Raw genomic sequence first — 26,230 nt, 5'->3', positions numbered from 1 at the left:
GGTCCGGCGCCGGTTCGCGGCGGGCGGCGTCGGCAGCTGCGACCTCGCTTGGAGGCACGGCGGCGGGACGCGCGCGCAGCGGCACGAACGACAGGTTCGGCAGCACGTTCTCGCGCGCGAGCAGGGCGTTCATCGCTTCGACCATCTGCGCATAGCCCAGCATCACTTGCTGGTCGAACACGCGGAACAGGTCCAGGCGCGAGTCCTGGCCGATCTGCAGCGGCAGGCAGACGTCGGCGAAGATCCGGATCAGGCGGTGCGGGCCGACCGGCAGGCGTTCGGCATCGAAGGCCGGCGCGCCGGCGAGCACGCCGAAGCGCTGGCCGAGCAGCAACAGGCCGAGTCCGGCGCGCGACTCGTGGCGGCTGGCGATGCCGCGCAGAACCGTGTTCTCGTCCATCTCGCTGTCGTCGACCAGGCGCAGCTCGCTGAAGTTCGGCAGCACCGTCGCCTGGGGGCGCGGCGCGACCGGTTCGCGCAGGCGGGTCAGCGCGGTTTCCAGCGCGACCAGGTAGCGCGGGATCAGGTCGGCGCGGCGCAACCGGACCAGGCGCAGGGTTTCCAGGTAGCCCGACTGCAGGCTCGGATTGCGCGCCTGGTCGGCCTGGCGGAACAACTGCTGCTCGAACTCGGCGAGCATCCGTTCCAGTTGCGGCGCGGTTTCGTCGGAAATCAGCGCGTACAACTGCTCCAGCAGGCGGCGCACGCGACGCGGCAACGCGGCCGTGGCCAGGGTGGCCCGCGACCGCGAGGCGTCCAGAGGATCAAACGTGGCGGACATGTGGATTCGGTACTGACGACCTCAAGATATAACCACGCCTCCCCGGCGCTCGCCAACTCGAAACGGTCCGGCGACGGCCGCGCGAGAGCGTGCAGCCGACGGGAGGCGGCCTATGGCAGTAACGCAGAGGGCCCGTGCGGGCGGCCAAACGCGAGTTTCCGCCGGAACCGGTCGCGGGCTTGTGAGGCCCGCACCGTTCAGCCGAACCGTTGCGCTTGCCTGATCCGCGAGCGACGCAGGCGCTCTCAGGTCCTGCAGGCGGCCGCCGAGCGGCGTTCAATCGGGCAGGAACAACGCGACCACGTCGTTGGTGAAGCGTCGCCCGAGCTCGGTCGGACGCACCCGGTCGCCGCTTTGTTCCAGCCAGCCGGCGTCGAAGCCGGCCTGCAGTTGCGCGGCGATGCCGGCGCGGGCCAGGCCGGTGCGCGCCTCGTAGTCGGCCAGCGAGAAGCCCTCGACCAGGCGCAGCACATTGAGCATGTACTCGAACGGCCGCCGTTCCGGTGCGATCCGGTCGTCGCCGCCGATCCCGGCTTCGCTGCCGGCCTTGGCCAGGTATTCGGCCGGGTGCTTGTGCTTCCAGCGCCGCAGGATGGTCTGCTCGGCGCCGAGGGTGATCTTGCCGTGGGCGCCGGCGCCGATGCCCAGGTAGTCGCCGTAGCGCCAGTAATTGAGGTTGTGCGCGCAGCGCCGCTGCGGCCGCGCATAGGCGCTGACCTCGTAGTGCTCGTAGCCGCGCGCGGCGATCAGGGCCTGGCAGTGCTCCTGGATGTCCCAGGCGCTGTCCTCGTCGGGGATGCCCTGCGGCGGCCGCGCCGCGAACACGGTATTCGGCTCCAGGGTCAGCTGGTAATGCGAAAGGTGGGCCGGGTCGAGGGCGAAGGCCCGCTCCAGGTCGCGCTCGGCCATCGCCAGGGTCTGGCCGGGCAGGGCGTACATCAGGTCGAGGTTGAGGTTGTCGAAGCCGGCGTCCTGCGCCAGCTTGACCGCGGCCTCGGCCTCGCGGCTGTCGTGAATGCGGCCCAGGCGCTGCAGGCAGCCGTCGTCGAAGCTCTGGATGCCGAAGCTGAGCCGGTTCACTCCCGCGCTGCGGTAGAGCTCGAACCGGCCGTGCTCGGCGGTGCCGGGGTTGGTTTCCAGGGTGATCTCGCAACCCGGCGCGAAGCGCAGGCGGGCGCTGGCGCCCTGCAGGAAGCGGTCGATGAACTCCGGCGGGAACAGGCTGGGGGTGCCGCCGCCGAAGAACACGCTGTGCACCGGCCGCCCCCAGACCAGCGGCAGGTCATGCTCCAGGTCGGCCAGCAGGGCGTCGACGTAGGCGTCGTAAGGCAGCGCGCCGCCCTTGTATTCGTGCGAGTTGAAATCGCAGTACGGGCATTTACGCACACACCAGGGCAGGTGGACGTACAGCGACAACGGCGGGGTGGTCAGGGAATCGCTCAAACAGCGCTCGACCGGGCCCGAGGGCCCGGAAACAGTCGGAAGGGGCCGACAGCTTACCGGTCGCGCGTCGCGCCGTAGCGGGTGACGGCGAGCAGGGCGCGCAGATTGGCGTCGATGGCGACGTCCGGGCGGGCCTGGACGACCAGCCGCATGATCGTGGCGAGCGGCTCGGCGCGGCCGTCGCCGGAGGTTTCGCCGTCGAAGATGGTCGCGGTGTTCCAGCGCCGGTGCGGCACCGGGGCCAGCCGCAGTTCCAGGGTCGAGGTCAGGCGCAGGCGCCCGTCCTTGGCCCGGTGCAGGGACATGCCGACCACCTCGCCCGGGGCGAAGCGGCGGGTGCGGTGGGCGGTGGTGATGTTGGCGTAGCCGATGGTGTGGCCCGCCCCGGACTGCAGGCTGACCCGCTGGATCGCGGCCACCGCGACCAGCCCGACCAGGCTCGCCAGCAGCCACAGCGCCAGCTCGATCTCCGAGCCGAAGCTGTTGCTGTGGTGGCTGCCGGCGCCGAGCCCGTCCTGACGGATCCAGATCGCGATCGGCATCGCCAGCAGGTACAGCACCGCTACCGACAGCACGGTATGGCCGCCGGTGCGGAAGGCGCGGCGGGGCGGCGCGGCGGCGCGCAGCATCCGGTTCACCTGGCGACCTCCGGCAGGCGCTCGCGCAGCGCCGCCAGCGCCCGGGCGCGGTGGCTGACGCGGTTCTTGAGAGCGTCGTCGATTTCGCCGGCGGACACGTTGTATTCGGTGTCGTAGAACACCGGCTGGTAGCCGAAACCGCGCTCGCCCTGGCGCTGGTGCAGGATCCGGCCGTGCCAGATGCCCTCGGCGATGACCGGGCGCGGGTCCCCGGCGTGGCGCAGCAGCACGATCACCGCATAGAAGTGCGCGCCGCGCTGGGCGTCGGGCACGTCCTTGAGGGCGGCGAGCAGTTTGTCGATATTGGCCTGGGCGTCGCCGTGCTGGCCGGCGTAGCGGGCCGAGTACAGGCCGGGGGCGCCGCCGAGGGCGTCGACGCAGATGCCGGAATCGTCGGCCAGGGCGGGCAGCCCGGTGACCGCGGCCGCATGACGGGCCTTGAGCAGCGCATTCTCGACGAACGTGCTGCCGGTTTCCTCGATGTCCTCGACCCCCAGATCCGTTTGCGCCACCAGTTCGATGCCGGTGTCGCCGAGCAGGTCGCGCAGTTCCGCCAGCTTCCCGGCGTTGCTGCTGGCCAGCACTAATCTCATGCTTTCAGTTCCAGCAAATCCCAGCGATTACCGTACAGGTCTTCGAACACGGCGACCGTGCCGTAGGTCTCGACGCGCGGAGTTTCCATGAAGCGCACGCCGCGCCCGAGCATCGCCGCGTGGTCGCGCCGGAAGTCGTCGGTATGCAGGAAAAAGCCGACTCGGCCGCCGGTCTGGTTGCCGATCCGCGAGGCCTGTTCCTCAGTGGCCGCCTGGGCCAGCAACAGGGCGGTCTGGGCGCCGTCGGCGGGCGCGACCCGGACCCAGCGCTTGCCGCCGCCCTGGTCGATGTCCTCCAGCAGGACGAAGCCCAGGGACTGGGTGTAATAGGCGATGGCTTCGTCGTAGTCGGCGACGACGAGGGCGATGCTGCCGATGCTGCGGTTCATGGCGGGTCCTGCTGAGGGCCGCCGTCATCGCCTTCGACACGAGGGCGGGCAGCCGGCCGGTGGATGGAGGGGGACGACAGTCCGGCAGAAAGCACACTCTCGATGATCGTGAGGCATGCGTGTGGTGGGCTGTTGTTCCCCCGATACGAGCGCAGGTTCGCATGGGTTCGCCGATATCCGAAGGGCGGCTTTGTTCGGGACTCGGGACTCGGGCTCGGGGCTCAGGCCCCGGGACTCGCGGCTCGGGATTGGTGATTCGCGCTCGATCGAGGGAACGCATCGTGCGCATGCGCTGCGCAGTTCGTCGCTCGATGTGCCGCGGCGGAGCGGTGTGTCAACGAACTCGCGGCGGCGCGAACATCCGGGGAAACGCCGGGGATTTCGCTGGGCGAGATGATCGGGCGAGTAGGCAATGATGCAGTCGATGCGCGTATGGCAGGCATGACTGGCGATACGGAGATGACGCCAGAGCGAGTGGCGGGTCGAGGCGAGCAGGGTGCTCGGGCGGACCGGCAAGCGGAATCCGCAGTGGCTCCGAGTCCGACTACGGACTCGGAGCCGTTTGCAGCGGTCAGGCCGCCAGCGCCTCTCGCTGCTTGAGGATCAGCTCGGCGATGCCGGCCTCGGCCAGGGCCAGCAGGCCGTCGAGTTCATCGCGGCGGAAGGCATGGCCTTCCGCGGTGCCTTGCAGTTCGATGAAACCGCCGCCGTCGTTCATGACCACGTTCATGTCGGTGTCGCAATCGCTGTCTTCGGCGTAGTCCAGGTCGAGCACCGGCACGCCGCGGTAGACGCCGACCGAGACCGCAGCGACCGCGCCGAAGATCGGGTCGCGGGCGATTTCGCGGCGCGACTGCAGCCAGCGCACCGCGTCGACCAGGGCCACGTAGGCGCCGGTGATCGCGGCGGTGCGGGTGCCGCCGTCGGCCTGCAGGACGTCGCAGTCCAGGGTGATGGTGCGCTCGCCGAGCGCCTTGCGGTCGATGCAGGCGCGCAGGGCGCGGCCGATCAGACGCTGGATTTCCAGGGTGCGGCCGCCTTGCTTGCCGCGAGCGGCCTCGCGGTCGCTGCGGGTGTGGGTCGCGCGCGGCAGCATGCCGTATTCGGCGGTGACCCAGCCTTCGCCCTTGCCGCGCAGGAACGAGGGCACCTTGTTTTCGACGCTGGCGGTGCACAGCACCCGGGTCTCGCCGAAGCTGACCAGCACCGAGCCCTCGGCGTGGCGGGTGAAGCGGCGTTCGATGCGGACTTCGCGCATCTGGCCCGCGGTACGGCCGCTGGGACGGACGAGGGGGCCGGTCGGGGCCGGGGCGGGGGCGGCGTTGGGACCGGTCATGGGCGCGAAGTTACCGTTTTGATGGCCGGCGAGTTTACCATTCGCTCCCTGTAGGCTTGGGATTCGCGAATGATTCGCAGCATGACTGCCTTCGCCAGCGGCGAACGCGTGACACCCTGGGGCACGCTCGGCTGCGAGTTGCGCTCGGTCAACCATCGTTTCCTCGAACTCGGGGTGCGCCTGGCCGACGAACTGCGCGTGCTCGAACCGGCCCTGCGCGAGCGCGTCTCCGCGCGCATCAGCCGCGGCAAGCTCGATTTGACCCTGCGCCTGCGCGCGCCCGAAGGCGGCGACGCGCTGCAGCTCAACCCGACCCGGCTGCGCGAACTCAGCGATCTGGCGATCGACCTGTCGGCGCGGTTCCCGGCGCTGCGCACCGACTTCACCGACCTGCTGCAGTTTCCCGGCGTGCTGCAGGCGCCGAGCACCGATCCGGCCGAATTGCAGGCCGCGGCGCTGGCCCTGCTGGACAGCGTGCTCGACGAATTCGTCGCCGCGCGCGAGCGCGAAGGCGGCAAGCTCGCGACCGTGATCGGCGAGCGCATCGACGGCATCGCCGCGATCGCCGCCGAGGTGCGCGGCTTCATGCCGGCGATCCGCGCCGGCCAGCGCACCAAGCTCGAAGCACGGCTCGCCGACCTGGCCCAGCCGGCCGACAACGGCCGGGTCGAGCAGGAACTGGTGCTGTGGCTGCAGAAGCTCGACGTCGACGAAGAACTCGATCGTCTCGACTCGCACGTGGTCGAAGCGCGGCGCGTGCTCAAGCTGCGCGAAGCGGTCGGCCGCCGCCTGGACTTCCTGCTGCAGGAGTTCAATCGCGAAGCCAACACCCTGGGCTCCAAGTCGGTCGACGCACGCAGCTCGGCCGCCGCGGTCGAGCTCAAGGTGCTGATCGACCAGGTCCGCGAGCAGATCCAGAATATCGAGTAACGAGTTGCCAGGAACGAGTAGCGAGTGGTTCTCGTTGCGGTTTCCTCGTGATCGTTGCTGTTTCCCCGTTTTTATCGTTTCAAGCCGGACCTTACCGACACATGCGCGGAACCCTCTACATCGTCGCCGCCCCGTCCGGGGCCGGAAAATCCAGCGTCGTCAACGCCGTGCTGGCGCGCGACCCGAACATCCGCCTGTCGATCTCGTTCACTTCGCGCCAGCCGCGTCCGGGCGAGCGCCATGCCGAGCACTACCACTTCGTCAGCGCCGAGGAATTCGAGGCGATGGTGGAGGCCGGCGATTTCTTCGAATACGCCCGCGTCCACGGCGACTGGAAGGGCTCGGCGCGGCAGTCGGTCGAACCCTTCCTGGCCGCCGGCAAGGACGTGTTGCTGGAAATCGACTGGCAGGGCGCGCGCCAGGTCCGGTCGAAGGTGCCGGACGCGGTCAGCGTGTTCATCCTGCCGCCGTCGCGGCAGGCGCTGGAGTCGCGCATGCGCACTCGCGGCCAGGACAGCGAGGCAACGATCCGCCAGCGCCTGGACGCCGCGCGCGATGAAATGTCGCATTACGGCGAATTCGACTACGTCATCGTCAACGAAGTGTTCGACACCGCGGTCGAGGAAATGTGCGCGATCTTCCTCGCCAGCCGCCTGCGCCGCGAGCCGCAGGTCGCCCGTCACTCGCGTTTGATCACCGCGCTGCTGGCGGACGAGGGGTAGGCTCCTCGGGACTCGGGACTCGGGACTCGGGATTCGGGATTCGGGATTCGGGATTCGGGATTCGGGATTCGGGGCTCGGGGCTCGGGATTCGGGAATAGCGGGCGCGTCGGCTGCCTTTGCGTTCTCCCTTGAAAAGGGGCGCAGGGATTTGCTGCTGGCCGTCGCTGGCGGCGTGCTCCAGGTAAGCCATTGATTTGAAAGGCATTTAGTCCGAAAACTTGCTCCGGCGGTGGAGTCGGTCTACACTCCCCGGTCCCCAACCGCTTGCAAAGACGGCCTTCCGGCCGCCAGGAGCCCCATGGCCCGCATTACCGTCGAAGATTGCCTGGAAGTGGTCGACAACCGCTTCGAACTCGTCATGTTGGCCGCCAAGCGTGCGCGTCAGCTGGCCAACGGCGTCGAGCCGCAGCTGGACAACAGCGAAGCCAACGACAAGCCGACCGTGCTGGCACTGCGCGAAATCGCCGCGCGCCAGATCAACCCCGAATACATCGATGCGGTCGAGAAAGCCGAGCGCGAGCGCAAAGAGCGCGAAGCCCTGGAATGGGCCGCCGCCGAAGTGGTCGCCGACGACGACCTGTCGAAGAGCGACGACTGAGCACTTCCGGCCCCGCGCCCCGGCGCGGGAGTCGAACACGGCTCCGCCTTGGCGGAGCCGTTTTTCTTTGTGGCCTCCGCTTGGCGGAGCCGTTTGTTTGTGGCTTCCGCCTGACCGGAGCCGTTTTGTTTGTGACCCCCGGCCTTGCCGGAGAGCTGCGTTTGCGCGACCGCCCGGCGAGCGCTGCGAGTCGCCTGGCTGGGCACCGGCGCACCACTCGCAGGGTGCGAAGCCGCAGCCCTCACGCCCGGGTTTCGGCGCATTCCTGAACGAACGTCTCGTCCTTGCGCCGCGATCCGGACATGCCGCTTGCCTGCGCCGCCTGCGTGCCGCACCCAATATCAATGGATGCGTTGCACCTTGAGCCATCGCCCGCGTAAATTTCCGTTATGACCCCCGCCGAGCCCGCGCTGAGCACCTATCCCGCCGTTCTGGACGACACGGAGCTGCCGGACTATGTGCGCGAGCTCGAACTGGCCGCGCACTACCTGCCCGAAGCGCAGCGCCTGCAACTGCGCCGCGCCTGGTCGGTCGGCGCCGCCGCGCACGTGGGCCAGACCCGCAAGTCGGGCGAGCCCTACATCACCCATCCGGTCGCGGTCGCCAAAGTGCTGGCCGAGCAGGGCCTGGACGTCGAGACCCTGGTCGCGGCGATCCTGCACGACACCATCGAAGACACGCCGCTGACCCGCGAATGCCTGGCGACCGAATTCGGCCCGACCGTGGCCGAGTTGGTCGACGGCGTCACCAAGCTCGACAAGCTGCAGTTCCGCGACCGCCAGGAAGCGGCGGCCGAGAGCTTCCGCAAGATGCTGCTGGCGATGGCGCGCGACCTGCGCGTGATCCTGATCAAGCTCGCCGACCGCCTGCACAACATGCGTACCCTCGGTGCGCAGAGCGCCGAGGCGCGCGAGCGCATCGCCCGCGAGACCCTGGAGATCTACGCGCCGATCGCCCAGCGCCTGGGCATGAACCTGATCAAGGCCGAGCTGCAGGACCTGGGCTTCCGCGCCCTGCATCCCTGGCGCCATGCGGTCATCGAAAAACGCATCCGCACCCAGCCGGTGGTGCGGCGCGAGTCGCTGGTGCAGATCGAAGCGCACCTGGCCCAGCGCCTGGCGAAGGACAAGCTTCAACACCGCCTGATCAGCCGGGTGAAATCGCCGTGGAGCATCTACATGAAGATGCATCACGAGCATAAGAGCTTCAACCAGGTCATGGACGTGTTCGGTTTCCGCGTGGTCGTGCGCAGCGTGCCGGACTGTTACCACGCCCTCGGCGTGGTCCACTCGGCCTACAAACCGCTGGACGCGCGCTTCCGCGATTTCATCGCCATCCCCAAGGCCAACGGTTACCAGTCCCTGCACACGGTGTTGTTCGGCCCCTACGGTTCGCCGGTGGAAGTGCAGATCCGCACCGAGGACATGGACCTGATCGCCGAACGCGGCATCGCCGCGCACTGGTCCTACAAACACGGCGGCGACGGACCGAACAGCGCGCAGTCGCGCGCGCACAGCTGGATCGCCAGCCTGGTCGAGTCGCAGCGTTCGACCGGCTCGTCGCTGGAATTCCTCGAAAACGTCAAGGTCGACCTGTTCCCGGACGAGGTCTACCTGTTCACGCCGAAGGGCGACATCATGTCGCTGCCGCGCAATTCGACCGCACTGGACTTCGCTTACGCGGTGCACACCGATGTCGGCAACCGCGCGGTCGCCGCGCGCGTCGACGGCAAGCTGGTGCCGTTGCGCACCAAGCTCGCCAGCGGCCAGCGGGTGGAGATCATCACCGCCAAGTCGTCGACGCCGAAGCCGCAGTGGCTCGAGTTCGTCGTCTCCGGCAAGGCGCGCACCTCGATCCGACAGCAGCTCAAGCAGCTCGAGCACGAGGACGCGGTCCAACTCGGCCACCGCATGCTCGACCGTGCGCTGGAGGTGCTGGAAACCTCGTTGGACCGCACCCCGGCGCTGCGCCTGGAAAGCTATCTCGCCGAGTATCGTTATCCGCGCCTGGAGGCCCTGCTGGCCGATATCGCGCTCGGCAATCGCATGCCGAACCAGGTCGCCTTGGCGCTGGCGCGCGAGGTGCCGGGCAAGACCCGCGGCCGCGCCATCGACCGTCCGCGCCTGCCCGAGGACAAGATCCTGATCACCGGCGCCGAGCGCGGCGTGATCAGCTTCGCCAACTGTTGCCTGCCGTTGCCGGGCGACGAAATCATGGGCTACCACACCGCCGGCAAGGGCATCGTGGTGCATCGCCTGGACTGCCCGAACGTCGCCGACTACCGCAAGTCGCCCGATCGCTGGGTCGCGATCGGCTGGGACCGCCAGGTCTCCGGCGACTTCGCCGCCGCCTTGCGCATCGAGGTCGACAACCGTCCCGGCTCGCTGGCCCAGGTCGCCGCCGCGATCGCCGAGGCCGAGTCCAACATCGACCGCGTCGAATACCTCGAGCGCGACGCCAACATCGCGATCATGCGCTTCGCCATCGAAGTCAGCGACCGCCGCCACCTCGCCGACGTCATGCGCCGGGTGCGCAGACTGGCGGTGGTGCTGGGCGTGCAGAGAATGTGAGCGCGGCGGCGTTGCCCCGCCGCCGGGATGGACTCAGGACTCGGTACTCGGAGCTAGGGACTCGGAGCTAGGGACTAGGGACTAGGGACTCGAGAACGGCAAGGGCCGGCTAGCGACATCTGTTCGACCGAACCTGCTTCTGCCGCAATTCGCGTTTCTGCACCGCCCGTTGCAAGCGAGCGGGTTCCCGGCGCTGCGATCTGCCTTTACGATCCCGTCTCCCTATTCCGATTCCCGGCACCCAACATGTCTCGCGAAATCATCCATACCGATCAAGCTCCGGCCGCCATCGGCCCGTACTCGCAGGCCGTGCGCGTCGGCGATACGGTTTATCTGTCGGGCCAGATCCCGCTCGATCCGGCCAGCGGCCTGGTCATCGAAGGCGACATCGAAGCCCAGGCGCATCGCGCGTTCCGCAATCTGCAGGCGGTCTGCGAAGCCGCCGGCGGCTCGCTCGCCGACATCGCCCGGCTCGGCCTGTTCCTCACCGACCTCGGCGCGTTCGGCAAGGTCAACGCGGTAATGGGCGAATACTTCAACCCGCCGTACCCGGCACGCTCGACCGTCGAAGTGTCGGCGCTGCCGCGCGGCGTGGCGTTCGAAGTCGACGCGATAATGGTGCTGCGCTAAACCGCGACACCCGCGTCGACCCGGACGGCCGCTCGGCAACGAGCGGCCGTTTGCGTCGCGTCGGCCTCGCCAGAGTAGGAGCAGCGCAAGCTGCGACCGCGAATCAGCAACAACGACGAGCCTTGGCCGGGCGGGGCAAGCTCGCAAATCATCACCCGAGTCCCGAGTCCCGAGTCCCGAACGTCTCACCTGCGCTCGCGCGCAATCTCCGCCAACAGGCGTTCGCGCAAGGCGCGCGGAGTGTCGCCGGTCAGGCGCTTGAAGGCGCGGCGGAAATCGCGCGGGTCCTTGTAGCCGATGGCCGCGCCGACACTGGCGATGGTCAGGTGGCGTTCGCGCAGCAGGGCGTAGGCATGGTCGATGCGCAGGCGGTCGTGGATCTCGTGGAAGCTGGTGCCTTCGCCGGTCAGTTGCCGGCGCAGGGTGCGCTCGCTGACGTGCAATTGCGCGGCGATCCCAGCCAACTTGGGGTCTTGCGGCAGCTGCGCGCGCAGCAGGCGTTCGACCGCGGCGGTGACCTCGCCGGGCACCGCGCCCTCCGGCATCTGCGCCTCACACAACGCCAGCACCTGGCGCGAAGCGATCGGGTTGTGGGTGGGCAGTGGCACCGCCAGCCAGTGCGCGTCGAGCACCAGCCGGTCCTGCGGTTGCCCGAAGGCGACCGGGCAGTCGAACACCTCGCGATAGTGGGCGGCGTAGTCCGGCGGCGGATAGCTGAACTCGATGCGCAGCGGGCGCAGGCCGTCGCCGACCAGGCCGCGGGCGAGGGCGAGGCAGCTGCTGAAGAATTCCTCGCAGACGAAACGGTGGATCGAGGGATAAGGCAGAGTCATCTGCCCGGCCAGGGCGACCGTGCCGGGCTCGGAGGCGCTCTCGACGAAACGCATCAGGCTGCCGACCACCGGGGTATAGCGCAAGCCGATCTGCAGCGCCTCGCCGAAGGTCGGCGCGGTGGTCATCGCCAGGCCGAGCAGACCGAAATTGCCGACATGCTGGCTGCGGCCGATGTCCAGGCCGATGGTGTCGGGCAACACCCGCAGCGCGCGGTCGATGACGATCGCGGTCGGCCGGTTGGGCAGGCGCACGCCCGGGTCGCTGACCTGGGCGCGGCTCAGGCCGGTCCCGGCGAACCAGTCGTCGCTCGGCGCGCCGATCCGGTCCGCGGTCTCGAGCAAGCCCCACAGCAGGTTCGGCGACATCAAGGCGATGCCGGATTTGGCGCTGTCCTGGTCGGATGGCTGACGCATCGCCCCTCACGATCGTGGCCGCACGGTTGACCGCTAATGCCCCCTTAGTGTGCCGCATTCGCCCTCACGCGCGCTCACATCGGCGGCGGAGACTCGTCGGATAGCCACGAGGGACGCCCAGCGAGCAGTCGCGCCGCGCGCCCCGGTCGCCAATCACGGGGAGATCCATGAGCAAGCAGATTCCGGCGTTCGTCCTTGTTGCCGCTGCGGCGGCCCTGACCGCGGGCTGCGGCCCCGATCAGCCGCAGCACACCCCGAGCGCGCAAGTCGCCGCCGGCGACGCCGCTTTCGCCGAGCGCTTCCGCACCCGCTTGCTCGACGCCAAGCCGGGCGAGGTGATCGAAGTGCCGGCCGGCCGCTACACCTTCGACCGCAGCCTGACCCTGCGCGTGGACGGCGTGACCATTCGCGGCGCCGGGCCGGACAAGTCGGTGCTGAGCTTCAAGGGCCAGAAGGCCGGCGCCGAAGGCCTGCTGGTCAACGCCAGCCAGTTCACCATCGAGAACCTGGCGATCGAGGACAGCAAGGGCGACGGCCTCAAGATCAACGAGGCGCAAGACATCACCATCCGCAACGTGCGGGTCGAGTGGACCGGCGGGCCGAGCACCAAGAACGGCGCCTACGGCCTGTACCCGGTCAAAACCCGCAACGTGCTGATCGAGAACGCGGTGGCGATCGGCGCCTCCGATGCCGGCATCTACGTCGGCCAGTCGCGCGACGTGATCGTGCGCAACAGCCGCGCCGAGTTCAACGTCGCCGGCATCGAGATCGAGAACACGGTCAACGCCGATGTCTACGACAATGTCGCCACCAACAACACTGGCGGCATCCTGGTGTTCAACATGCCGGCGCTGTCGCAGCAGGGCGGGGCGATTCGGGTGTTCAAGAACAAGGTGTTCAAGAACAACACCGCCAACTTCGGCGCCAAGGGCACGCCGGTGGCCAGCGTGCCGGCCGGCAGCGGCATGGTGGTGAACTCCAACGACGACGTCGAGATCTTCGACAACGACATCAGCGACAACGCCACCACCAACATCATCGTATCCAGCGTGTACTCGACCGGCTACAAGGACGACAAGGCGGCGAAGGACTTCGATCCTTACCCGGAACGCATCTCGATCTACGGCAATCGGCTGTCCGGCGGCGGCGACTCGCCCGACGGATTCGACCTCAAGGCCTTGAAGACGGCGATCTACGGCCTCAACGGCCGCTTCCCCGATGTGCTCTGGGACGGCTATGCCAACAAGGCGGTCAGGGGCGGGCCACAGCTCTGCATCCGCGACGTGTCGGGCGTGATCAATGCCGACGGCCCCGGCGGCTACAAGAATCCGAGCCAGGACCTCAAGCCCTACGCCTGCACCCTGCCGAAGCTGCCGGCGATCGACCTCAAGCGCGGTTGATCGATGCGCAGGACGATGATGCGCTCGGTCGTTGCGGTATTGCTGTCGCTGCTGTCGGGCGGATGCGCGCGCGAAGCCGCGGTGCCGCCGGTGCGGTTCTTCGCGCAGGGCCAGCCGGCGACCCTCGCCGAATGGAATCTGCTGCGCGTCGCCGACGGCCGCCTGAGGCTCAACGCCGGGGTCGTGCCCTACGATCTCAACACCCCGCTGTTTTCCGACTACGCGCACAAGCTGCGCACGGTGTGGATGCCGAAGGGCCAGGCGGCGCGGTACCGCGCCGACGAGGCCTTCGATTTCCCGGTCGGCACCGTCTTCAGCAAGACCTTCTACTACCCGCGCAGCGCGGCCGGCGGCGATGCGGTCTTGCGCAGCGCCGACGCAGGCCCGGACCTGCGCAGCGGCGGTCTGGAACTGGCCAAGGTCCGGCTGGTCGAGACGCGCCTGCTGCTGCGGCGCGAGCAGGGCTGGGTCGCGCTGCCTTATGTGTGGAACGCCGAACAGACCGAGGCGCGGCTGATGCGCGGCGGCGCGTTGATTCCGCTGAGCCTGGTCGCGGCCGATGGCCGAAGCGAGCCGGCCGAGTACCAGGTGCCGGACCAGAACCAATGCGCCGGTTGCCACGGCGTCGACATGAAGAGCAAGGCGCTGCAGCCGATCGGGCCGAAGGCGCGGCATCTCAACCGGGACTTCGCCTACGACGACGGCCTTGCCAATCAGATCGCGCGCTGGACCGAACTGGGCTATCTGCACGGCGCGCCGGCCGCGGCCGCCGCGCCGCGCGATGCGAACTGGCGCGACCCGAAGGCGAGCCTGGACGCGCGTGCGCGCGCCTACCTCGACATCAACTGCGGCCATTGCCACAGCCCGAAAGGCCCGGGCAACACCTCGGGGCTGTGGCTCGACGCGGCGACCCGCGAACCGATGCGGTTGGGCCGCTGCAAGCTGCCGATCGCCGCCGGCAAGGGCACCGGCGATTTCCGCCACGACATCGTGCCGGGCCAGCCGGACCGATCGATCCTGCTGTATCGCATGCGCAGCGAGGACCCCTCGGTGATGATGCCGGAACTGGGTCGCAGCGTCGTGCACACCGAAGGGGTAAGACTGATCCGCGACTGGATCGCCGCGCAACAGGGGCAGTGCGGCTGAGCCACGCAGATTGGGGAAGGCAGGAGGGGAACGCGCCGCCGTGCGCGTTCGTGTCTACGACGAACCGATGGGGAGCTGTCCGATGCCGTTGCGCAAACACCGTTTGGTCACCGCGACCACCACCGCACTCGCCGCACTCTGCGGCGGCGCCTTCGCCCTGGCCGCGCCGATCGCCAGCGCCCAGGACGCCGCGCCGAAAGAGCTGGAGAAGATCACCGTCACCGCGCAAAGCCGCGAGCAGGAACTGCAGGACGTGCCGATCGCGCTGCAGGTGGTGACCGATGAGCTCATCGACGACATCGCCGCGCAGGACATGGGCGACCTCGACAGTTTCGTGCCGGGCCTGGTGGTCGACAGCCAGCAGCCGACCCAGCCGGGCTTCCAGTTGCGCGGCATCAGCACCGACGACTTTGGCATCGGCACCGATCCGGCGGTCGGCGTCTACGTCGACGGCGTCTATGCCGGTCGTGGCGGCGGCGTGCTGTTGCCGTTCACCGACGTCGAGCGCATCGAGGTGCTGAAAGGGCCGCAGGGTACCCTGTTCGGCCGCAACACCGCCGCCGGCGCGGTCTCGATCATCACCCGCAAGCCCGATTTCAGCGCCACCGAAGTCAAGGCGCGGCTGCGGTTGGGCAACGACGGCAAGCAATACGTCGACGGCATGTTGAACTTGCCGACCGGCGAGCACTCGGCGTTCCGCTTCAACGCCCTGGTCAACCACGCCGACGGCTGGATTCGCGACGCGGTGACCGGCGAAGACCTCGGCCCGGAAAACAACTGGGCCACGCGCGCGGCGTTCAAGACCCGCTTCGGCGAGCGCACCAGCGCGCTGTTGAGCTGGGATCACGAAAGCCTGGACCAGAACGGCCAGGTCACCACCGGCATCGTCGCCTTGCCGCCCGCGCCGGGCCTGCCGAGCTTGCCGGTCGACGAGTCGGCTTATCTCGACCCGCGCAAGGTCCCGACCGCGGTCGATATCGAAGGCAATGAGGAGTCGCGGCGTTTCGACGGCGTGACCCTGATCGTCGACCACGGCTTCGACTGGGGCGGCTTCACCTCGACCACGTCGTGGCGCGACTACGACTCGGTCAACCGGGTCGAGGAAGACGGCACCAACCGCAAGTATCTGTACGTCGACTCGACCAATACCGAGAGCAACCGCAGTTTCTACCAGGAGTTCAAGTTCAGCGGCAGCACCGACAAGCTCGACTGGATCGCCGGCGCCAGCTATTTCGACGAGCAGGCGCGCCAGACCAGCGAGGTCAACGCGCTGACCGATTCGGTCGATACCATCGTGCGCAACCTCGGCCTGGCGCCGACCCCGGACGGCCGCCTGTTCGGCTTCTTCGACGACCTGCTGCAGGCCAACGGCATTCCGCTGACCCTGCTCGGCCACCGCTGGAACGAGACCTTCCACAACACCCTCGACACCAAGGCCTATGCGGTGTTCGGCGACGTGATCTGGCATGCGACCGACAAGCTCAACCTGACCGTCGGCCTGCGCTACACCCGCGACGAAAAGAAGTTCTCCTGGTTGAACACGCCGCGCACCGCGCCGACCCTCGATGCGACCTTGAACCAGTTGCAGGCGTTCGGCTTCTTCGACCTGGTCGGCCTGCCTCGCGAGGCCTTCGTGTTCGACGTGGCCTTCATCGACCCGCCGGCGATGCTCAACAAGGGCGTGCTCAACCGTACCTCCAACAGCTGGAGCGACTTCAGCCCGCGCTTCGTCGCCGACTACCATTTCAGCGACGACACCATGGTGTTCGCCTCGCTGGCCAAGGGCTACAAGGCCGGCGGCTTCAACTCGCTGCAGATCGGCAGCAGCTTCGAGAACGAGGACGTGTGGAATTTCGAGGCCGGCATCAAGCAGGTCTTTCCCGAGCAGCGCGTGCAGCTCAACGCCTCGGCCTATTACTACGTGTACGACAATCGCCAGGCGGTGCGGCTCGACAGCAGCACCGACATTCCGCGCTTCGTCGTCGACACCTCGGACCTGGAAGCCTACGGCCTCGACCTCGATCTGCGTTGGCAGGCCACCGACAACTTCGGCCTGGACTTCAATGCCGGCTTCATCGATTCGACCTACAAGAACTACGTGACCTCCGACGGCATCGACGCCAGCGGCGATCCCACCGGCCTGCCGTACTGGTCGATGGCCGGCGGCGCGCATTACGTGTGGAACCTCGGCGAGCACGGCGACCTGCGTTTCTCCCTGCGCCACGCCTATCGCGGCAAGGTCCGTTGCAGCGAGGAATCGCAGGCGCAGAACCGTTGCGGCGTCAGCCCGGCGCTGAATCTCGGCGAGGCGCAGAACCGCACCGATCTGCGGGTGGGCTGGACCTCGCCGCAGGGGCGCTGGGGCCTGGCCGCGTACGGCAATAATCTGTTCGATAACCAATACATCAATGCGCTCGGCACCTACGGCAAGAATGTGCTCGGCACGGTCGGCGCGCGGGTCAGCGAACCGCGCAGCTACGGAGTGGAGTTCAGCGCGAGGTTCTGAGGACGGCGACCGGTCGGGCCGGCGGCGATCGGCCGGTCGCTGCGCCCCGCTGGATCGTGCGGTGCGGAGGTACACGCTTAGACCCGGCACAAGGACGCGCCGGGGTTTAGCTTTGCCGCCGATCCCGGCATCCTTATGCGATGCCGAGCCGCCAGGACGGGCCCTCCGTCGATCTCCACACACAGCCGTTGCCGCGGATGCCCGGGGTGGGGCCGCGCGTGGCCGAGAAGCTCGCCGCACGCGGGCTGACCACCTTGCAGGATTTCTGGCTGCAACTGCCGCGCCAGTACGAAGACCGCACCCAGATCACCCCGATCCGCCTGCTGCAGCCCGGCGTCGCCGCGCAGGTCGAAGGCCGGGTCGAAGCGGTCGAACGCGGATTCCGTTACAAACCGATGCTGCGCGTGGCGATCGGCGACGATTCGCGCTCGGTGCTGGTGCTGCGCTTCTTCCACTTTCGCGCCGCCCAGGTCGCGCAGTTCCGCGTCGGCGCGCGCGTGCGCCTGTACGGCACGCCGAAGCCGGGCCAGCACGGGCTCGAAATCGTCCACCCGAGCTATCGCGTGCTCGACGACGAGGGCGAGGTCGCGCTCGGCGAGCAGCTCGACCCGGTCTACCCGGCAATCGAGGGCATCGGCCCGGCGACCCTGCGCCGGCTGATCGGCTACGCCCTCGACCGTCTGCCCGACGAGGCCTCGCTGGAGCTGCTGCCGCGCGAGTTGCGCGAGCGCCTGCAACTGCCGACCTTGCGCGAAGCGCTGCTGACCGTGCACCGGCCGGCGGTCGACGCCGACGTGGCCGCCCTGATCGCGGGCCGCCATCCCGCGCAACGCCGGCTCGCGCTCGAGGAATTGCTCGCTCATCACCTCAGCCTGCGCCGCCAGCGCATCAGCCAGCAGGCGCATAGATCGCGCCCGCTCAAGCAGATGCCGCTGGCCGAAAAACTGCGCAAGGCGCTGCCGTTCAAGCTCACCGGCGCGCAGCGGCGGGTGTTCGACGAGATCCGCGCCGACCTGGCCAAGCCTTCGCCGATGCTGCGCCTGGTCCAGGGCGATGTCGGCAGCGGCAAGACCGTGGTCGCTGCGCTCGCGGCGATGCTGGCGGTGCAGCACGGCCGCCAGGCCGCACTGATGGCGCCGACCGAACTGTTGGCCGAGCAACACCTCAACAATCTGCGTCGCTGGCTCGAACCGCTGGGCGTGCGGGTGGCCTGGTTGGCCGGCAAGGTCACCGGCCGGGCGCGCAAGACCGTGCTGGAGCAGGTCGCCAACGGCGAGGCGCAGGTCGTCGTCGGCACCCACGCGCTGATGCAGGAAGGCGTCGCGTTTCGCGACCTCGCCCTGGCGATCGTCGACGAGCAGCACCGCTTCGGCGTTCACCAGCGCCTGGCTCTGAGAGACAAGGGCGCCGGCGGCGCGGTCGGCGAGGATGCGATCGTGCCGCACCAGTTGGTGATGACCGCGACCCCGATCCCGCGCACCCTGGCGATGACCGCGTACGCCGATCTCGACGTCTCGGCGATCGACGAACTGCCGCCCGGGCGCACGCCGGTGCAGACCGTCGCGCTCGCCGAGGAGCGACGGCCGGAGCTCGTCCAGCGCATCCGCAGCGCCTGCGCCGAAGGTCGCCAGGCGTACTGGGTCTGCACCTTGATCGACGATTCCGACGAGGTCGTGGCGCAGGCCGCGCAGACCACCTTCGAAGAGCTGTCGCAGCAGCTCGCGCCGCTGCGCGTCGGCCTCGTGCACGGGCGCATGAAGGCCAGGGAAAAGCAGGAAACGATGCGCGCGTTCAAGGACGGCGAGCTCGACCTGCTGGTCGCGACGACGGTGATCGAGGTCGGCGTCGACGTGCCGAACGCCTCGCTGATGATCATCGAGAACGCCGAGCGCCTCGGCCTGGCCCAGTTGCATCAGCTGCGCGGCCGCGTCGGCCGCGGCAGCGCGGCGTCGAGCTGCGTGCTGCTGTATCGCTCGCCGCTGTCGGGCCTGGCCCGGCAGCGCCTGGACACCATGCGCAAGACCCACGACGGTTTCGTGATCGCCGAGAAGGACCTGGAACTGCGCGGCCCCGGCGAATTGCTCGGCACCCGCCAGACCGGCCTGGCCGGCTTCCGCGTCGCCGATCTGGCCCGCGACGCCGATCTGCTGCCCCTGGTCCAGGAACTCGGCGAGCGCCTGCTGAAGACCTCGCCGGACCTGGCCGAACGCATCGTCTCGCGTTGGGTCGGCGGCGCGGCGAGGTACGCCTCGGCCTGATCGTCGCGCCCTGATCGCCTCGGCCCGATCGCCGCGAGTGGGCCTGCGGGCCTGTTGTGCATCGCGGATGGGCAGGGGATCGGCGCCGGGCGGCGATCTCGAGGCTCCGGGCCGGCATGCAGCGGGTCCCCCTTGCGGCGCGCAACAATGGCATAGTGTCCCGCCAGCTGGAGCGCCCCACCCGGATGCCGGGAGCCCTTCAAAACGCGGCCACGCAATGGTTCGGCCCGGCTTTCGGCCGGCTGCATCCCTTGCTGCAGGCGCTGCACCGCAGCGGCGGGACCCTGGGCGGACAGATCGCCGTCTCCACCGGCACCGGCCTGGCCGGCCATATCGGACGCCGGCTCGCCCGGCGCCTCGGCATCCCGGTCGATCGCGCGCATCGCGGCTTCCGGGTCGACATCGTCCACGACGCCCAGGCCATGCAGTGGCGCCGTCGTTTCGACGACGGCAGCGAACTGGTCTCGGTGTTCCGTCCGGTCGGCCGCTATCCGGACGGCCATTGGCTGGAAAGCACCGGCCCGGCGCGGATGAAACTCGGCGTCGATCTCGACGGCGGCGGTTGGCGCTGGCGCTTGCGCGGCGTCGCCATCGGCGGCGTGCCGTTGCCGCTGTTCCTGTTTCCGCGCACCGATGCCTGCAAGCGCATCGAAGACGGCGGGCGTTATCGCTTCGCCGTGGCCTTTTCCCTGTTTCCCTTCGGCGAGCTGTTGCGCTACGAAGGCGCGCTGCACGCTGTCCCGGCCGACACGGCCGTCAACGACGAACGAGTGGCTTCATGACCGACCGCATTCCCCTGCTTATCGATACCGACCCCGGCGTGGACGACGCGCTGGCGCTGCTGATGGCGTTCAACGATCCGCGCCACGAGCTGGTCGGCCTGACCATCGCCGCCGGCAACGTCGGCCTCAAGCACACCGTCGCCAACGCGCTGAAGTTGTGCGAAGTCTCCGGCGTCGACGTGCCGGTGTTCGCCGGCGCCGATGCGCCCCTGCTGCATCCCTCGCCGGATGCGGGCTACGTGCACGGCCAGGACGGTTTCGGCGATGTCGGCTACGAAGCCGCCGTACGCCAGGCCGAAGCCGAGCACGCCGCGCTCGCGATCGTCCGCCTGTCGCACGAGCACGCCGGCAAGTTGCTGCTGGTGGCCCTGGGGCCGCTGACCAACGTCGCGCTCGCGCTCAAGCTCGACCCGACCCTGCCGCAGCGCATCGCGCGTCTGGTGGTGATGGGCGGCGCGGTGACCTGCCAGGGCAACATCACCCCGGCCGCCGAGTTCAACATCTACTTCGATCCGGAAGCCGCGCATATCGTGTTCGAAGCCTTCGAACGCATCGACCTGGCCGACTGGGAAGCGGTGATCGCCCATGGCCTGCATCACGATCGCGTGCTGACCTGGTTCCGGACCGACTCGCCGCGCGGCCAGTTCTACGAGCGCATTTCCGAGAAGACCCGGATGTGGTCGATCGACCGCCGCGGCGATCACTGGCATGCCGCCGATGCCCTGGCGATGGCATTCGCGCTGGAGCCCGACGGCGCACTCGACGTGCAGGAGCGTCCGGTCTCGATCGAACTCGAAGGCACCCACAGCCGCGGCGCGACCGTCGTCGACTGGCGTCGCCAGGAAGGCCGTCCGGACCAGGTAGCGATTCTCATGAAATACGATCAACAGCGCTTCGAAACCCTGATTCAGAAGGCACTGGCCGCACACCCAGGCAGAGGAGAGTAGGCGTCCGGCGAGAGGAGCAGAAGCAACAGCGCCGCGAGCTCCCGATTCAGAGGCACTGGCCGCACACCCAGGCAGAGGAAGGTAGGCAACGGTGAAACCGGCAGAAGCGAACAGCGCCGCGAACCCCTGATTCAGAAGGCGCTGGCCGCATAGTCCAGAGTCCGTTCCCCGGTTACCGGTCGAATGCGGGCGGGCGGGGCAGGAGGCCAGGCGTCCAGTTCCACGCCATATTCAGCCTCACCCGGCCGCCCGGAATTTCCACGCTCGCCGGACTTGCAAGCCCCCCAGGCCGGCCGCTATACTGCCCGACTTTCCCGCATACCTAAGGTTGAGTGCCATGAAGGCAGGCATCCATCCCGAATACCGTAACGTCGTGTTCCAGGACGTCACCACCGACTTCCAGATCCTGACCCGTTCGACCCTGTCGAGCAAGGAAACGATCAAGCTCGACGGCACCGAGTATCCGCTGATCAAGGTCGACATCTCGTCGGCGTCGCACCCGTTCTATACGGGCAAGCACAAGATCATGGATACCAGCGGCCGCGTCGACAAGTTCCGCAAGCGTTACGCGCAGAAGTAATCGCGTCGCAACCGCTGTGCGCACAACGGCTGCCCGAAAGGGCGGCCGTTTGCGTTTGCGCCGATGCCGCGCTTTCCACGCCGCGCGCTGCTGCGGGGCGCTGCTGCGGATCGGGCGCGGTTGTCGTTGGCGCCTGTGGGCAGCCTGGCCGAAGCCGTACCGAGTCGGGCAGGGTGCCGACGCCTGTCGTGCCCGCCACGCCGAACATCCGTGGCCTGGGCGTATCCGGGCGGGATTTCGCGCCTGGCCCGGCATCGGCGCGCCGACGCCCGGCCGGCGACCGCCTCGTGACAGGTGTTCCGCCAAGCCGCGACAAGCCGGTCCACGCCAGCCGGCGCTGGAGCTTCTCGGGCCCCGTCTCGGGATCGAAAACCGGTCCCGGCGATGAAACGCAGCGTGGCCCCCATGCGCCCCTCCCGACCAAAGTCCGAGCTTGGGCTCAAGTAGCGTTGTGCGATAATTCAGCATCGCAGTTCAAATGCGACCCCCGTCCCCCTCCTGTCGCGGCCACCCCTGCGGCAGGCAGATTGAGGAGTGTTTCGTGTCCGATGATTCCAAAAAAGCCGGCCTCGATCAGGTCACCCTGACCGCCGGCGACAAGAGCGTGATCTTGCCGGTACAGCATCCGGTGTTGGGCGCGTCCTGCGTCGACATCGCCAAGCTGCCGAAAGAAACCGGGATGTTCACCTACGACCCCGGCTTCACCGCCACCGCGAGCTGCAAGTCGGCGATCACCTACATCGACGGCGATGAGGGCGTGCTGCTGTATCGCGGTTACCCGATCGAACAGCTCGCCGAGAAGTCGAACTTCCTCGAAGTCGCCTATCTGCTGATGAACGGCGAACTGCCGACGGCGAACGAGTTCAGCAAGTTCGAGCACGAAGTCACGCATCACACGATGATGCACGAAGCGTTTCGTACCTTCCTGTACGGCTTCCGCCACGACGCCCACCCGATGGCGATGCTGGTCGGCATGCTCGGCTCGATGGCGAGCTTCTACCACAACGAACTCGACCTCGAGGATCCGGAACAGCGCCGTCTGGCCGCGATCCGTCTGATCGCCAAGGTGCCGACCATCGCCGCCGCCTGCCACCGTTATTCGATCGGCTGGCCGATCCGCTACCCGAAGAACAGCCTCGATTACACCACGCGCTTCCTGCACATGCTGTTCGAAGTGCCGAGCGAGCCGCTGGAACTCAATCCGGTCGCCGCCAAGGCGATGGACCTGCTGTTCATCCTGCACGCCGACCACGAGCAGAACGCCTCGACCTCGACCGTGCGCCTGGTCGGTTCGACCGGCGCCAATCCCTACGTCAGCGTCGCCTCCGGCGTCGCCGCGTTGTGGGGGCCGGCGCACGGCGGCGCCAACGAGGCCGTGCTCAAGATGCTCAACGAGATCGGCCGCCCCGAGAACGTCAAGGGCGCGATCGACAAGGCCAAGGACAAGGAATCGGGCTTCCGCCTGATGGGCTTCGGCCACCGCGTTTACAAGAACTACGATCCGCGCGCCGCGCTGGTCCGCAAGATGACCCACGACGTGCTCGGCGAACTCGGCGTCAACGATCCGCTGCTCGAAGTGGCGATGAAGCTCGAAGAGGCCGCGCTCAAGGACGAGTATTTCGTCCAGCGCAAGCTCTACCCGAACGTCGATTTCTACTCGGGCATCATCTACAAGGCGCTCGGCATTCCGGTCGAGATGTTCACGGTCATGTTCGCGATCGCGCGCACCGCCGGCTGGGTCTCGCACTGGCTGGAACAGCAGAACGATCCCGAAAACAAGATCGGCCGTCCGCGCCAGATCTACACCGGCCACGCCACGCGCGACTACGTCGGCGCCGACCAGCGCTGAGCGTCGTCCGTCGACGCAAAACGCCCCGCTTCGGCGGGGCGTTTTCATTTGTGCCTGCGCTGCGGGCGCCGCGGCGGGCCGCGCCTTCCGGCCGGCTTACTCGACCACGCAGTCGGTCAGATTCAGGTAGTCGGTGCCGGAGCTGAAGCCGACCGTGCAGGTCGCGGTAAAGGCTGCGCCGGGCTCCAGCGCGGCCAGCTTGCGGTCCTCGCCGCTCAGGCGCGCGTATTCGACTTCGCCGTCGGCATCGGTCGCCGAAGTGAGCGCGGTATCGGCCATCGAGGTGTTCTGTTCCAGCACTACCGCGGTGAAGCGCACCGGCTGGCCGTACTCGGGCATCGACAGGGCGCTGTGGTCGGCGTTTTGGTAGCTCGCGTACAACTGCGACAGCGCGATCGGCGGCGCCGCCCCGGCGGCGCCGGCGGCGAAAGCGAAGGGCAGCAGGCAGAGCAACGCGGTTTCCTTGAGTCGCATGAAACGTCCTTGATTGGGGTGTGCGGCGATTGTCGCCGCAGGGCGAGCCCTGCGCCATCCATCGCGCGGCGAATCTGCCTCGCCGGACTTTGCCTCGCGAGCGCATGGCAGCGCCCGCAGCCTGCCGGATGCGCTCAGCCGCGCTCGAAGTCGGAGATCTCTTCGTCGGCCAGCAATTGCCGCAACTGCGATGCCGACGCGCGCTTCATCGGTTTCTCGTCGACGTTCGACAGCGGCGCCTGGCGCAGCACGTCGAGCGGCAGCACAGTCAGGTCGAAGGTCAGGTCCTCGGCACCGAACAGCCAGACCGGGAAGTCCTGGCTGCGCTCGCGGTCCAGGCGCAAGCGGCGCTCGCGCGCTTCGGCCGGGATGAGGTGCTGGTCGAGGAAACGCGGCGCGGCGTCCGGATCGTCGCTGTACAGGTGCAGGGAAACCGGACTGCGCGCGTCGGCGGTGCCGTCGAGCACCGGGCCGACCAGGCGCGGCTCGAATTCGGCGAAGAATTCCATCGCGCGCAGCGCGGCCTCGCGGCGTTGGCGCAGGCTGCCCGGGTTGTCGCGCTGGAACAGGCGCTGGTACTCGCGCAGGGCGTCCTCGATCTCGCGGTTACGCGGCAGCGAGGCGTCGTCGAAGATGCCCAGGCGCTCGGCGGCCTTGAGCTTGGCTTGGTGGTAATCGCGGATGCCGCTTTCGGCGATCAGGCGAGCGGCTTCGTGAGCGAGGCGATGGCGACGCTCGCGGATGCGGGTCTGCGCATGCTGATGTGCGTGCTGTCGGGCCTGGTGCATCTCGACCTCCGGGCTGGCACGTCACGACGAGGGCGCTCGCCGCGGCCGGGTGGGGCTGGCATGGCCAAACCTAGCACGTTCGTCCGTCAGGGCGATGTCGATGCGGCCCGCCCGTTCCTAGGCGCCGCGCGAGGCGCCCGATCCGGCAAGGCGACACCCGGTTGGCCGCTGGCCGGCGAGCCGCCATCGGGCTGAGCGCGTGCCGGCCGCTCGGGCGCGACAGCGCCCCGCCGCGCAGAAAAAAAGCCGCACGCGCTGCGTGCGGCCTTGGCCGGGGCCTTGCGTGGAGGGCGCTCAGAAGATGTCGAAGGACTCTTCCGACGGCGCCGCTTCCTCGTTGCCGTAGTCGGTATAGGTCTGCATGCGCTCGAGGTCTTCGGCCTTGACCCACTCGATCACGCCGCCGGCGCCGTCGGGAATCAGAGCGCCGTTGCCGGCGACCGAGACCTTGACCATGCCCTGCGGCGGCTCGTTGGCGGCGAGCGGCTGGTCCTTCAGCGCCACGCGCATGTAGTCGATCCAGATCGGCAAGGCCGCCTTGCCGCCGTACTCGCGGTAGCCCAGCGACTTGTAGTTGTCGCGGCCGACCCAGACCGTGGTGACGTAGGGGCCGCCGAAGCCGGAGAACCAGGCGTCGCGATGGTCGTTGGTCGAACCGGTCTTGCCGCCGACGTCATCGCGGCCGAGCACCTTGGCCGCGGTGCCGGTGCCGCGCTTGACCACGTCGCGCAGCATCGAGACGATCTGGTAGGCGATGCGGTCGTCGATCGCGCGCGGCGCCAGGTTCATGCTGGCCATCTCGGCCGCGGTCGGCGCCTTTTTCTGTTCGACCGGCTTCTCGGCCTGCTTGGCCTTCGGGTCGGACTTCTTGGGACCGGGGGCGGCGCTGCCGTCGGCCGGGCCGAGGTCGAAACCGTCGACGACGGTGCTGACCGGCGTCGCCACCGAGGTGCCGCCGCGGCCGCCGCATTCGGGGCAGGCGGTGGCCGGCTTTTCCTTGAACACCACCGCGCCGGCGCGATCCTTGACCTCGTCGATGAACCACGGGGTGATCCGGAAACCGCCGTTGGCGAACACCGCGTAGCCGCGCGCGACCGACAACGGCGTCAGCGAGGCGGTGCCGAGCGACATCGACAGGTTCGGCGGCAGTTGCTCCGGATCGAAGCCGAAGTGGCTGATGTACTTGCGGGCGAAGTCGACGCCCATCGCGTCGAGCAGGCGCACCGAGACCAGGTTGCGGGACTGCACCATCGCCTCGCGCACGCGCATCGGGCCGGCGAAGTTGCCGCCGTCGTTCTGCGGGCGCCACAGGTGGCCGCGGCGGTCCTTGAACACCACCGGGGCGTCGAGGACGATCGAGGCCGGGTTGTAGCCGCGCTCGAAGGCGGCCGCATACACGAACGGCTTGAAGCTCGAACCGGGCTGGCGGCGCGCCTGGGTGGCGCGGTTGAACTTGGCGCCGGCGAAGCTATAGCCGCCGGACAAGGCGCGCAGGGCGCCGTTGCCGGGCTCCAGCGACACCAGCGCGGCCTGCGCCTGCGGCAGCTGGTCAAGGCGGTAGGTCACCACCGGCGGCTTGGCCGGCGCGGCCGGCTGGGCCGCTGCGGCCGTCGTGGCGCCGG

23 protein-coding genes are annotated in these 26,230 nt (G+C 68.5%); 13 read left to right on the top strand and 10 right to left on the bottom strand.

The annotated features are described in order from the left end of the window. The 6 genes from ACSAMQ_RS13940 to rph form a co-directional block, all read right to left on the bottom strand. Positions 1 to 781, bottom strand: a 781-nt coding sequence (locus tag ACSAMQ_RS13940) for a DUF1631 family protein (RefSeq protein WP_435396222.1), incomplete at its 3' end; no start/stop codon positions are given. 276 nt (positions 782 to 1,057) lie between these two features. After that, the gene (hemW, locus tag ACSAMQ_RS13935) at positions 1,058 to 2,224 is read right to left on the bottom strand and encodes a radical SAM family heme chaperone HemW (protein WP_435396221.1); all 1,167 of its coding nucleotides are present in this window, start codon (positions 2,222 to 2,224) and stop codon (positions 1,058 to 1,060) included. Between the two features lie 53 nt (positions 2,225 to 2,277). Then, complete coding sequence (locus tag ACSAMQ_RS13930; RefSeq protein ID WP_435396220.1) at positions 2,278 to 2,862, bottom strand: hypothetical protein; 585 nt, start codon at positions 2,860 to 2,862, stop codon at positions 2,278 to 2,280. Then, positions 2,859 to 3,455, bottom strand: a complete 597-nt coding sequence (gene rdgB / locus ACSAMQ_RS13925; RefSeq protein WP_057972469.1) for an RdgB/HAM1 family non-canonical purine NTP pyrophosphatase — start codon at positions 3,453 to 3,455, stop codon at positions 2,859 to 2,861. Before rdgB ends, ACSAMQ_RS13930 begins: the two co-directional genes overlap by 4 nt. Continuing rightward, complete coding sequence (locus tag ACSAMQ_RS13920; RefSeq protein WP_435396219.1) at positions 3,452 to 3,844, bottom strand: VOC family protein; 393 nt, start codon at positions 3,842 to 3,844, stop codon at positions 3,452 to 3,454. Before ACSAMQ_RS13920 ends, rdgB begins: the two co-directional genes overlap by 4 nt. 571 nt (positions 3,845 to 4,415) lie before the next feature. After that, positions 4,416 to 5,180 (bottom strand): ribonuclease PH, encoded by a 765-nt coding sequence (gene rph / locus ACSAMQ_RS13915; protein ID WP_435396218.1) that lies wholly within the window; start codon positions 5,178 to 5,180, stop codon positions 4,416 to 4,418. A 69-nt stretch (positions 5,181 to 5,249) separates the two neighbouring features. Here rph and ACSAMQ_RS13910 point away from each other — a divergent pair, with 69 nt between their 5' ends. From ACSAMQ_RS13910 to ACSAMQ_RS13890, 5 genes are all read left to right on the top strand, one after another. Continuing rightward, positions 5,250 to 6,110 (top strand): YicC/YloC family endoribonuclease, encoded by an 861-nt coding sequence (locus tag ACSAMQ_RS13910; RefSeq protein ID WP_435396217.1) that lies wholly within the window; start codon positions 5,250 to 5,252, stop codon positions 6,108 to 6,110. A gap of 101 nt (positions 6,111 to 6,211) precedes the next feature. After that, positions 6,212 to 6,832, top strand: a complete 621-nt coding sequence (gene gmk, locus ACSAMQ_RS13905; protein WP_435396216.1) for a guanylate kinase — start codon at positions 6,212 to 6,214, stop codon at positions 6,830 to 6,832. A gap of 299 nt (positions 6,833 to 7,131) precedes the next feature. After that, positions 7,132 to 7,431, top strand: a complete 300-nt coding sequence (gene rpoZ, locus ACSAMQ_RS13900; protein WP_031372646.1) for a DNA-directed RNA polymerase subunit omega — start codon at positions 7,132 to 7,134, stop codon at positions 7,429 to 7,431. A gap of 389 nt (positions 7,432 to 7,820) precedes the next feature. Further along, complete coding sequence (locus tag ACSAMQ_RS13895) at positions 7,821 to 10,001, top strand: RelA/SpoT family protein (RefSeq protein WP_435396215.1); 2,181 nt, start codon at positions 7,821 to 7,823, stop codon at positions 9,999 to 10,001. Positions 10,002 to 10,247: 246 nt separating this feature from the next. After that, positions 10,248 to 10,631 carry a RidA family protein gene (locus tag ACSAMQ_RS13890; protein WP_435396214.1) on the top strand — a complete coding sequence of 128 codons (384 nt, stop codon included), beginning with the start codon at positions 10,248 to 10,250 and terminating at the stop codon, positions 10,629 to 10,631. A gap of 185 nt (positions 10,632 to 10,816) precedes the next feature. Here the strand turns inward: ACSAMQ_RS13890 and ACSAMQ_RS13885 are convergent, their stop codons facing one another. Further along, positions 10,817 to 11,878: an AraC family transcriptional regulator gene (locus tag ACSAMQ_RS13885; RefSeq protein ID WP_435396213.1), complete on the bottom strand. Its 1,062-nt coding sequence runs from the start codon at positions 11,876 to 11,878 to the stop codon at positions 10,817 to 10,819. Positions 11,879 to 12,045: 167 nt separating this feature from the next. Between ACSAMQ_RS13885 and ACSAMQ_RS13880 the strand changes: the two genes are divergently transcribed. From ACSAMQ_RS13880 to ACSAMQ_RS13845, 8 genes are all read left to right on the top strand, one after another. Next, positions 12,046 to 13,278: a parallel beta-helix domain-containing protein gene (locus ACSAMQ_RS13880; protein WP_435396212.1), complete on the top strand. Its 1,233-nt coding sequence runs from the start codon at positions 12,046 to 12,048 to the stop codon at positions 13,276 to 13,278. A gap of 18 nt (positions 13,279 to 13,296) precedes the next feature. Further along, positions 13,297 to 14,424, top strand: coding sequence for an SO2930 family diheme c-type cytochrome (locus ACSAMQ_RS13875; protein ID WP_435396211.1), 1,128 nt, complete (start codon positions 13,297 to 13,299; stop codon positions 14,422 to 14,424). 82 nt (positions 14,425 to 14,506) lie between these two features. Further along, entirely contained in the window at positions 14,507 to 16,930 is a 2,424-nt protein-coding gene (locus ACSAMQ_RS13870; RefSeq protein WP_435396210.1) for a TonB-dependent receptor, read from the top strand. A 140-nt stretch (positions 16,931 to 17,070) separates the two neighbouring features. Beyond that, a complete protein-coding gene (gene recG / locus ACSAMQ_RS13865) occupies positions 17,071 to 19,188 on the top strand; it encodes an ATP-dependent DNA helicase RecG (RefSeq protein ID WP_435396209.1) in 2,118 nt (705 codons plus the stop codon). A 155-nt stretch (positions 19,189 to 19,343) separates the two neighbouring features. Further along, positions 19,344 to 19,970 (top strand): DUF4166 domain-containing protein, encoded by a 627-nt coding sequence (locus ACSAMQ_RS13860; protein WP_435396208.1) that lies wholly within the window; start codon positions 19,344 to 19,346, stop codon positions 19,968 to 19,970. Continuing rightward, positions 19,967 to 20,917 carry a nucleoside hydrolase gene (locus ACSAMQ_RS13855; RefSeq protein ID WP_435396207.1) on the top strand — a complete coding sequence of 317 codons (951 nt, stop codon included), beginning with the start codon at positions 19,967 to 19,969 and terminating at the stop codon, positions 20,915 to 20,917. Before ACSAMQ_RS13860 ends, ACSAMQ_RS13855 begins: the two co-directional genes overlap by 4 nt. A gap of 337 nt (positions 20,918 to 21,254) precedes the next feature. Next, complete coding sequence (locus tag ACSAMQ_RS13850; RefSeq protein WP_031372636.1) at positions 21,255 to 21,497, top strand: type B 50S ribosomal protein L31; 243 nt, start codon at positions 21,255 to 21,257, stop codon at positions 21,495 to 21,497. A gap of 541 nt (positions 21,498 to 22,038) precedes the next feature. Next, positions 22,039 to 23,346 (top strand): citrate synthase, encoded by a 1,308-nt coding sequence (locus tag ACSAMQ_RS13845; protein WP_435396206.1) that lies wholly within the window; start codon positions 22,039 to 22,041, stop codon positions 23,344 to 23,346. Between the two features lie 96 nt (positions 23,347 to 23,442). On the opposite strand, the gene ACSAMQ_RS13840 is transcribed toward ACSAMQ_RS13845, so the two are convergent. The 3 genes from ACSAMQ_RS13840 to ACSAMQ_RS13830 form a co-directional block, all read right to left on the bottom strand. Beyond that, on the bottom strand, positions 23,443 to 23,820 hold the full coding sequence (locus ACSAMQ_RS13840; RefSeq protein ID WP_435396205.1) for a hypothetical protein: 378 nt from the start codon (positions 23,818 to 23,820) through the stop codon (positions 23,443 to 23,445). A 134-nt stretch (positions 23,821 to 23,954) separates the two neighbouring features. After that, the gene (locus tag ACSAMQ_RS13835) at positions 23,955 to 24,608 is read right to left on the bottom strand and encodes a hypothetical protein (RefSeq protein WP_435396204.1); all 654 of its coding nucleotides are present in this window, start codon (positions 24,606 to 24,608) and stop codon (positions 23,955 to 23,957) included. Positions 24,609 to 24,902: 294 nt separating this feature from the next. Beyond that, on the bottom strand, positions 24,903 to 26,230 hold a 1,328-nt coding region (locus tag ACSAMQ_RS13830), incomplete at its 5' end, for a penicillin-binding transpeptidase domain-containing protein (protein ID WP_435396203.1).

Source organism: Lysobacter sp. 1R34A (genome assembly GCF_051217035.1).
Lineage (GTDB): Bacteria > Pseudomonadota > Gammaproteobacteria > Xanthomonadales > Xanthomonadaceae > Lysobacter.
This window is presented reverse-complemented; position numbering and strand designations above follow the sequence as displayed.

Excerpts from the sequence above, each read along its gene's own strand:
- ACSAMQ_RS13855 (WP_435396207.1), top strand. The coding sequence starts at position 19,967 with ATGACCGACCGCATTCCCCTGCTTATCGATACCGACCCCGGCGTGGAC.
- ACSAMQ_RS13840 (WP_435396205.1), bottom strand. The coding sequence starts at position 23,820 with ATGCGACTCAAGGAAACCGCGTTGCTCTGCCTGCTGCCCTTCGCTTTC.
- ACSAMQ_RS13835 (WP_435396204.1), bottom strand. The coding sequence starts at position 24,608 with ATGCACCAGGCCCGACAGCACGCACATCAGCATGCGCAGACCCGCATC.
- ACSAMQ_RS13870 (WP_435396210.1), top strand. The coding sequence starts at position 14,507 with ATGCCGTTGCGCAAACACCGTTTGGTCACCGCGACCACCACCGCACTC.
- ACSAMQ_RS13890 (WP_435396214.1), top strand. The coding sequence starts at position 10,248 with ATGTCTCGCGAAATCATCCATACCGATCAAGCTCCGGCCGCCATCGGC.
- ACSAMQ_RS13850 (WP_031372636.1), top strand. The coding sequence starts at position 21,255 with ATGAAGGCAGGCATCCATCCCGAATACCGTAACGTCGTGTTCCAGGAC.
- ACSAMQ_RS13920 (WP_435396219.1), bottom strand. The coding sequence starts at position 3,844 with ATGAACCGCAGCATCGGCAGCATCGCCCTCGTCGTCGCCGACTACGAC.
- gmk (WP_435396216.1), top strand. The coding sequence starts at position 6,212 with ATGCGCGGAACCCTCTACATCGTCGCCGCCCCGTCCGGGGCCGGAAAA.
- rph (WP_435396218.1), bottom strand. The coding sequence starts at position 5,180 with ATGACCGGTCCCAACGCCGCCCCCGCCCCGGCCCCGACCGGCCCCCTC.
- rdgB (WP_057972469.1), bottom strand. The coding sequence starts at position 3,455 with ATGAGATTAGTGCTGGCCAGCAGCAACGCCGGGAAGCTGGCGGAACTG.
- ACSAMQ_RS13910 (WP_435396217.1), top strand. The coding sequence starts at position 5,250 with ATGATTCGCAGCATGACTGCCTTCGCCAGCGGCGAACGCGTGACACCC.
- ACSAMQ_RS13895 (WP_435396215.1), top strand. The coding sequence starts at position 7,821 with ATGACCCCCGCCGAGCCCGCGCTGAGCACCTATCCCGCCGTTCTGGAC.
- ACSAMQ_RS13880 (WP_435396212.1), top strand. The coding sequence starts at position 12,046 with ATGAGCAAGCAGATTCCGGCGTTCGTCCTTGTTGCCGCTGCGGCGGCC.
- recG (WP_435396209.1), top strand. The coding sequence starts at position 17,071 with ATGCCGAGCCGCCAGGACGGGCCCTCCGTCGATCTCCACACACAGCCG.
- rpoZ (WP_031372646.1), top strand. The coding sequence starts at position 7,132 with ATGGCCCGCATTACCGTCGAAGATTGCCTGGAAGTGGTCGACAACCGC.
- ACSAMQ_RS13885 (WP_435396213.1), bottom strand. The coding sequence starts at position 11,878 with ATGCGTCAGCCATCCGACCAGGACAGCGCCAAATCCGGCATCGCCTTG.
- ACSAMQ_RS13875 (WP_435396211.1), top strand. The coding sequence starts at position 13,297 with ATGCGCTCGGTCGTTGCGGTATTGCTGTCGCTGCTGTCGGGCGGATGC.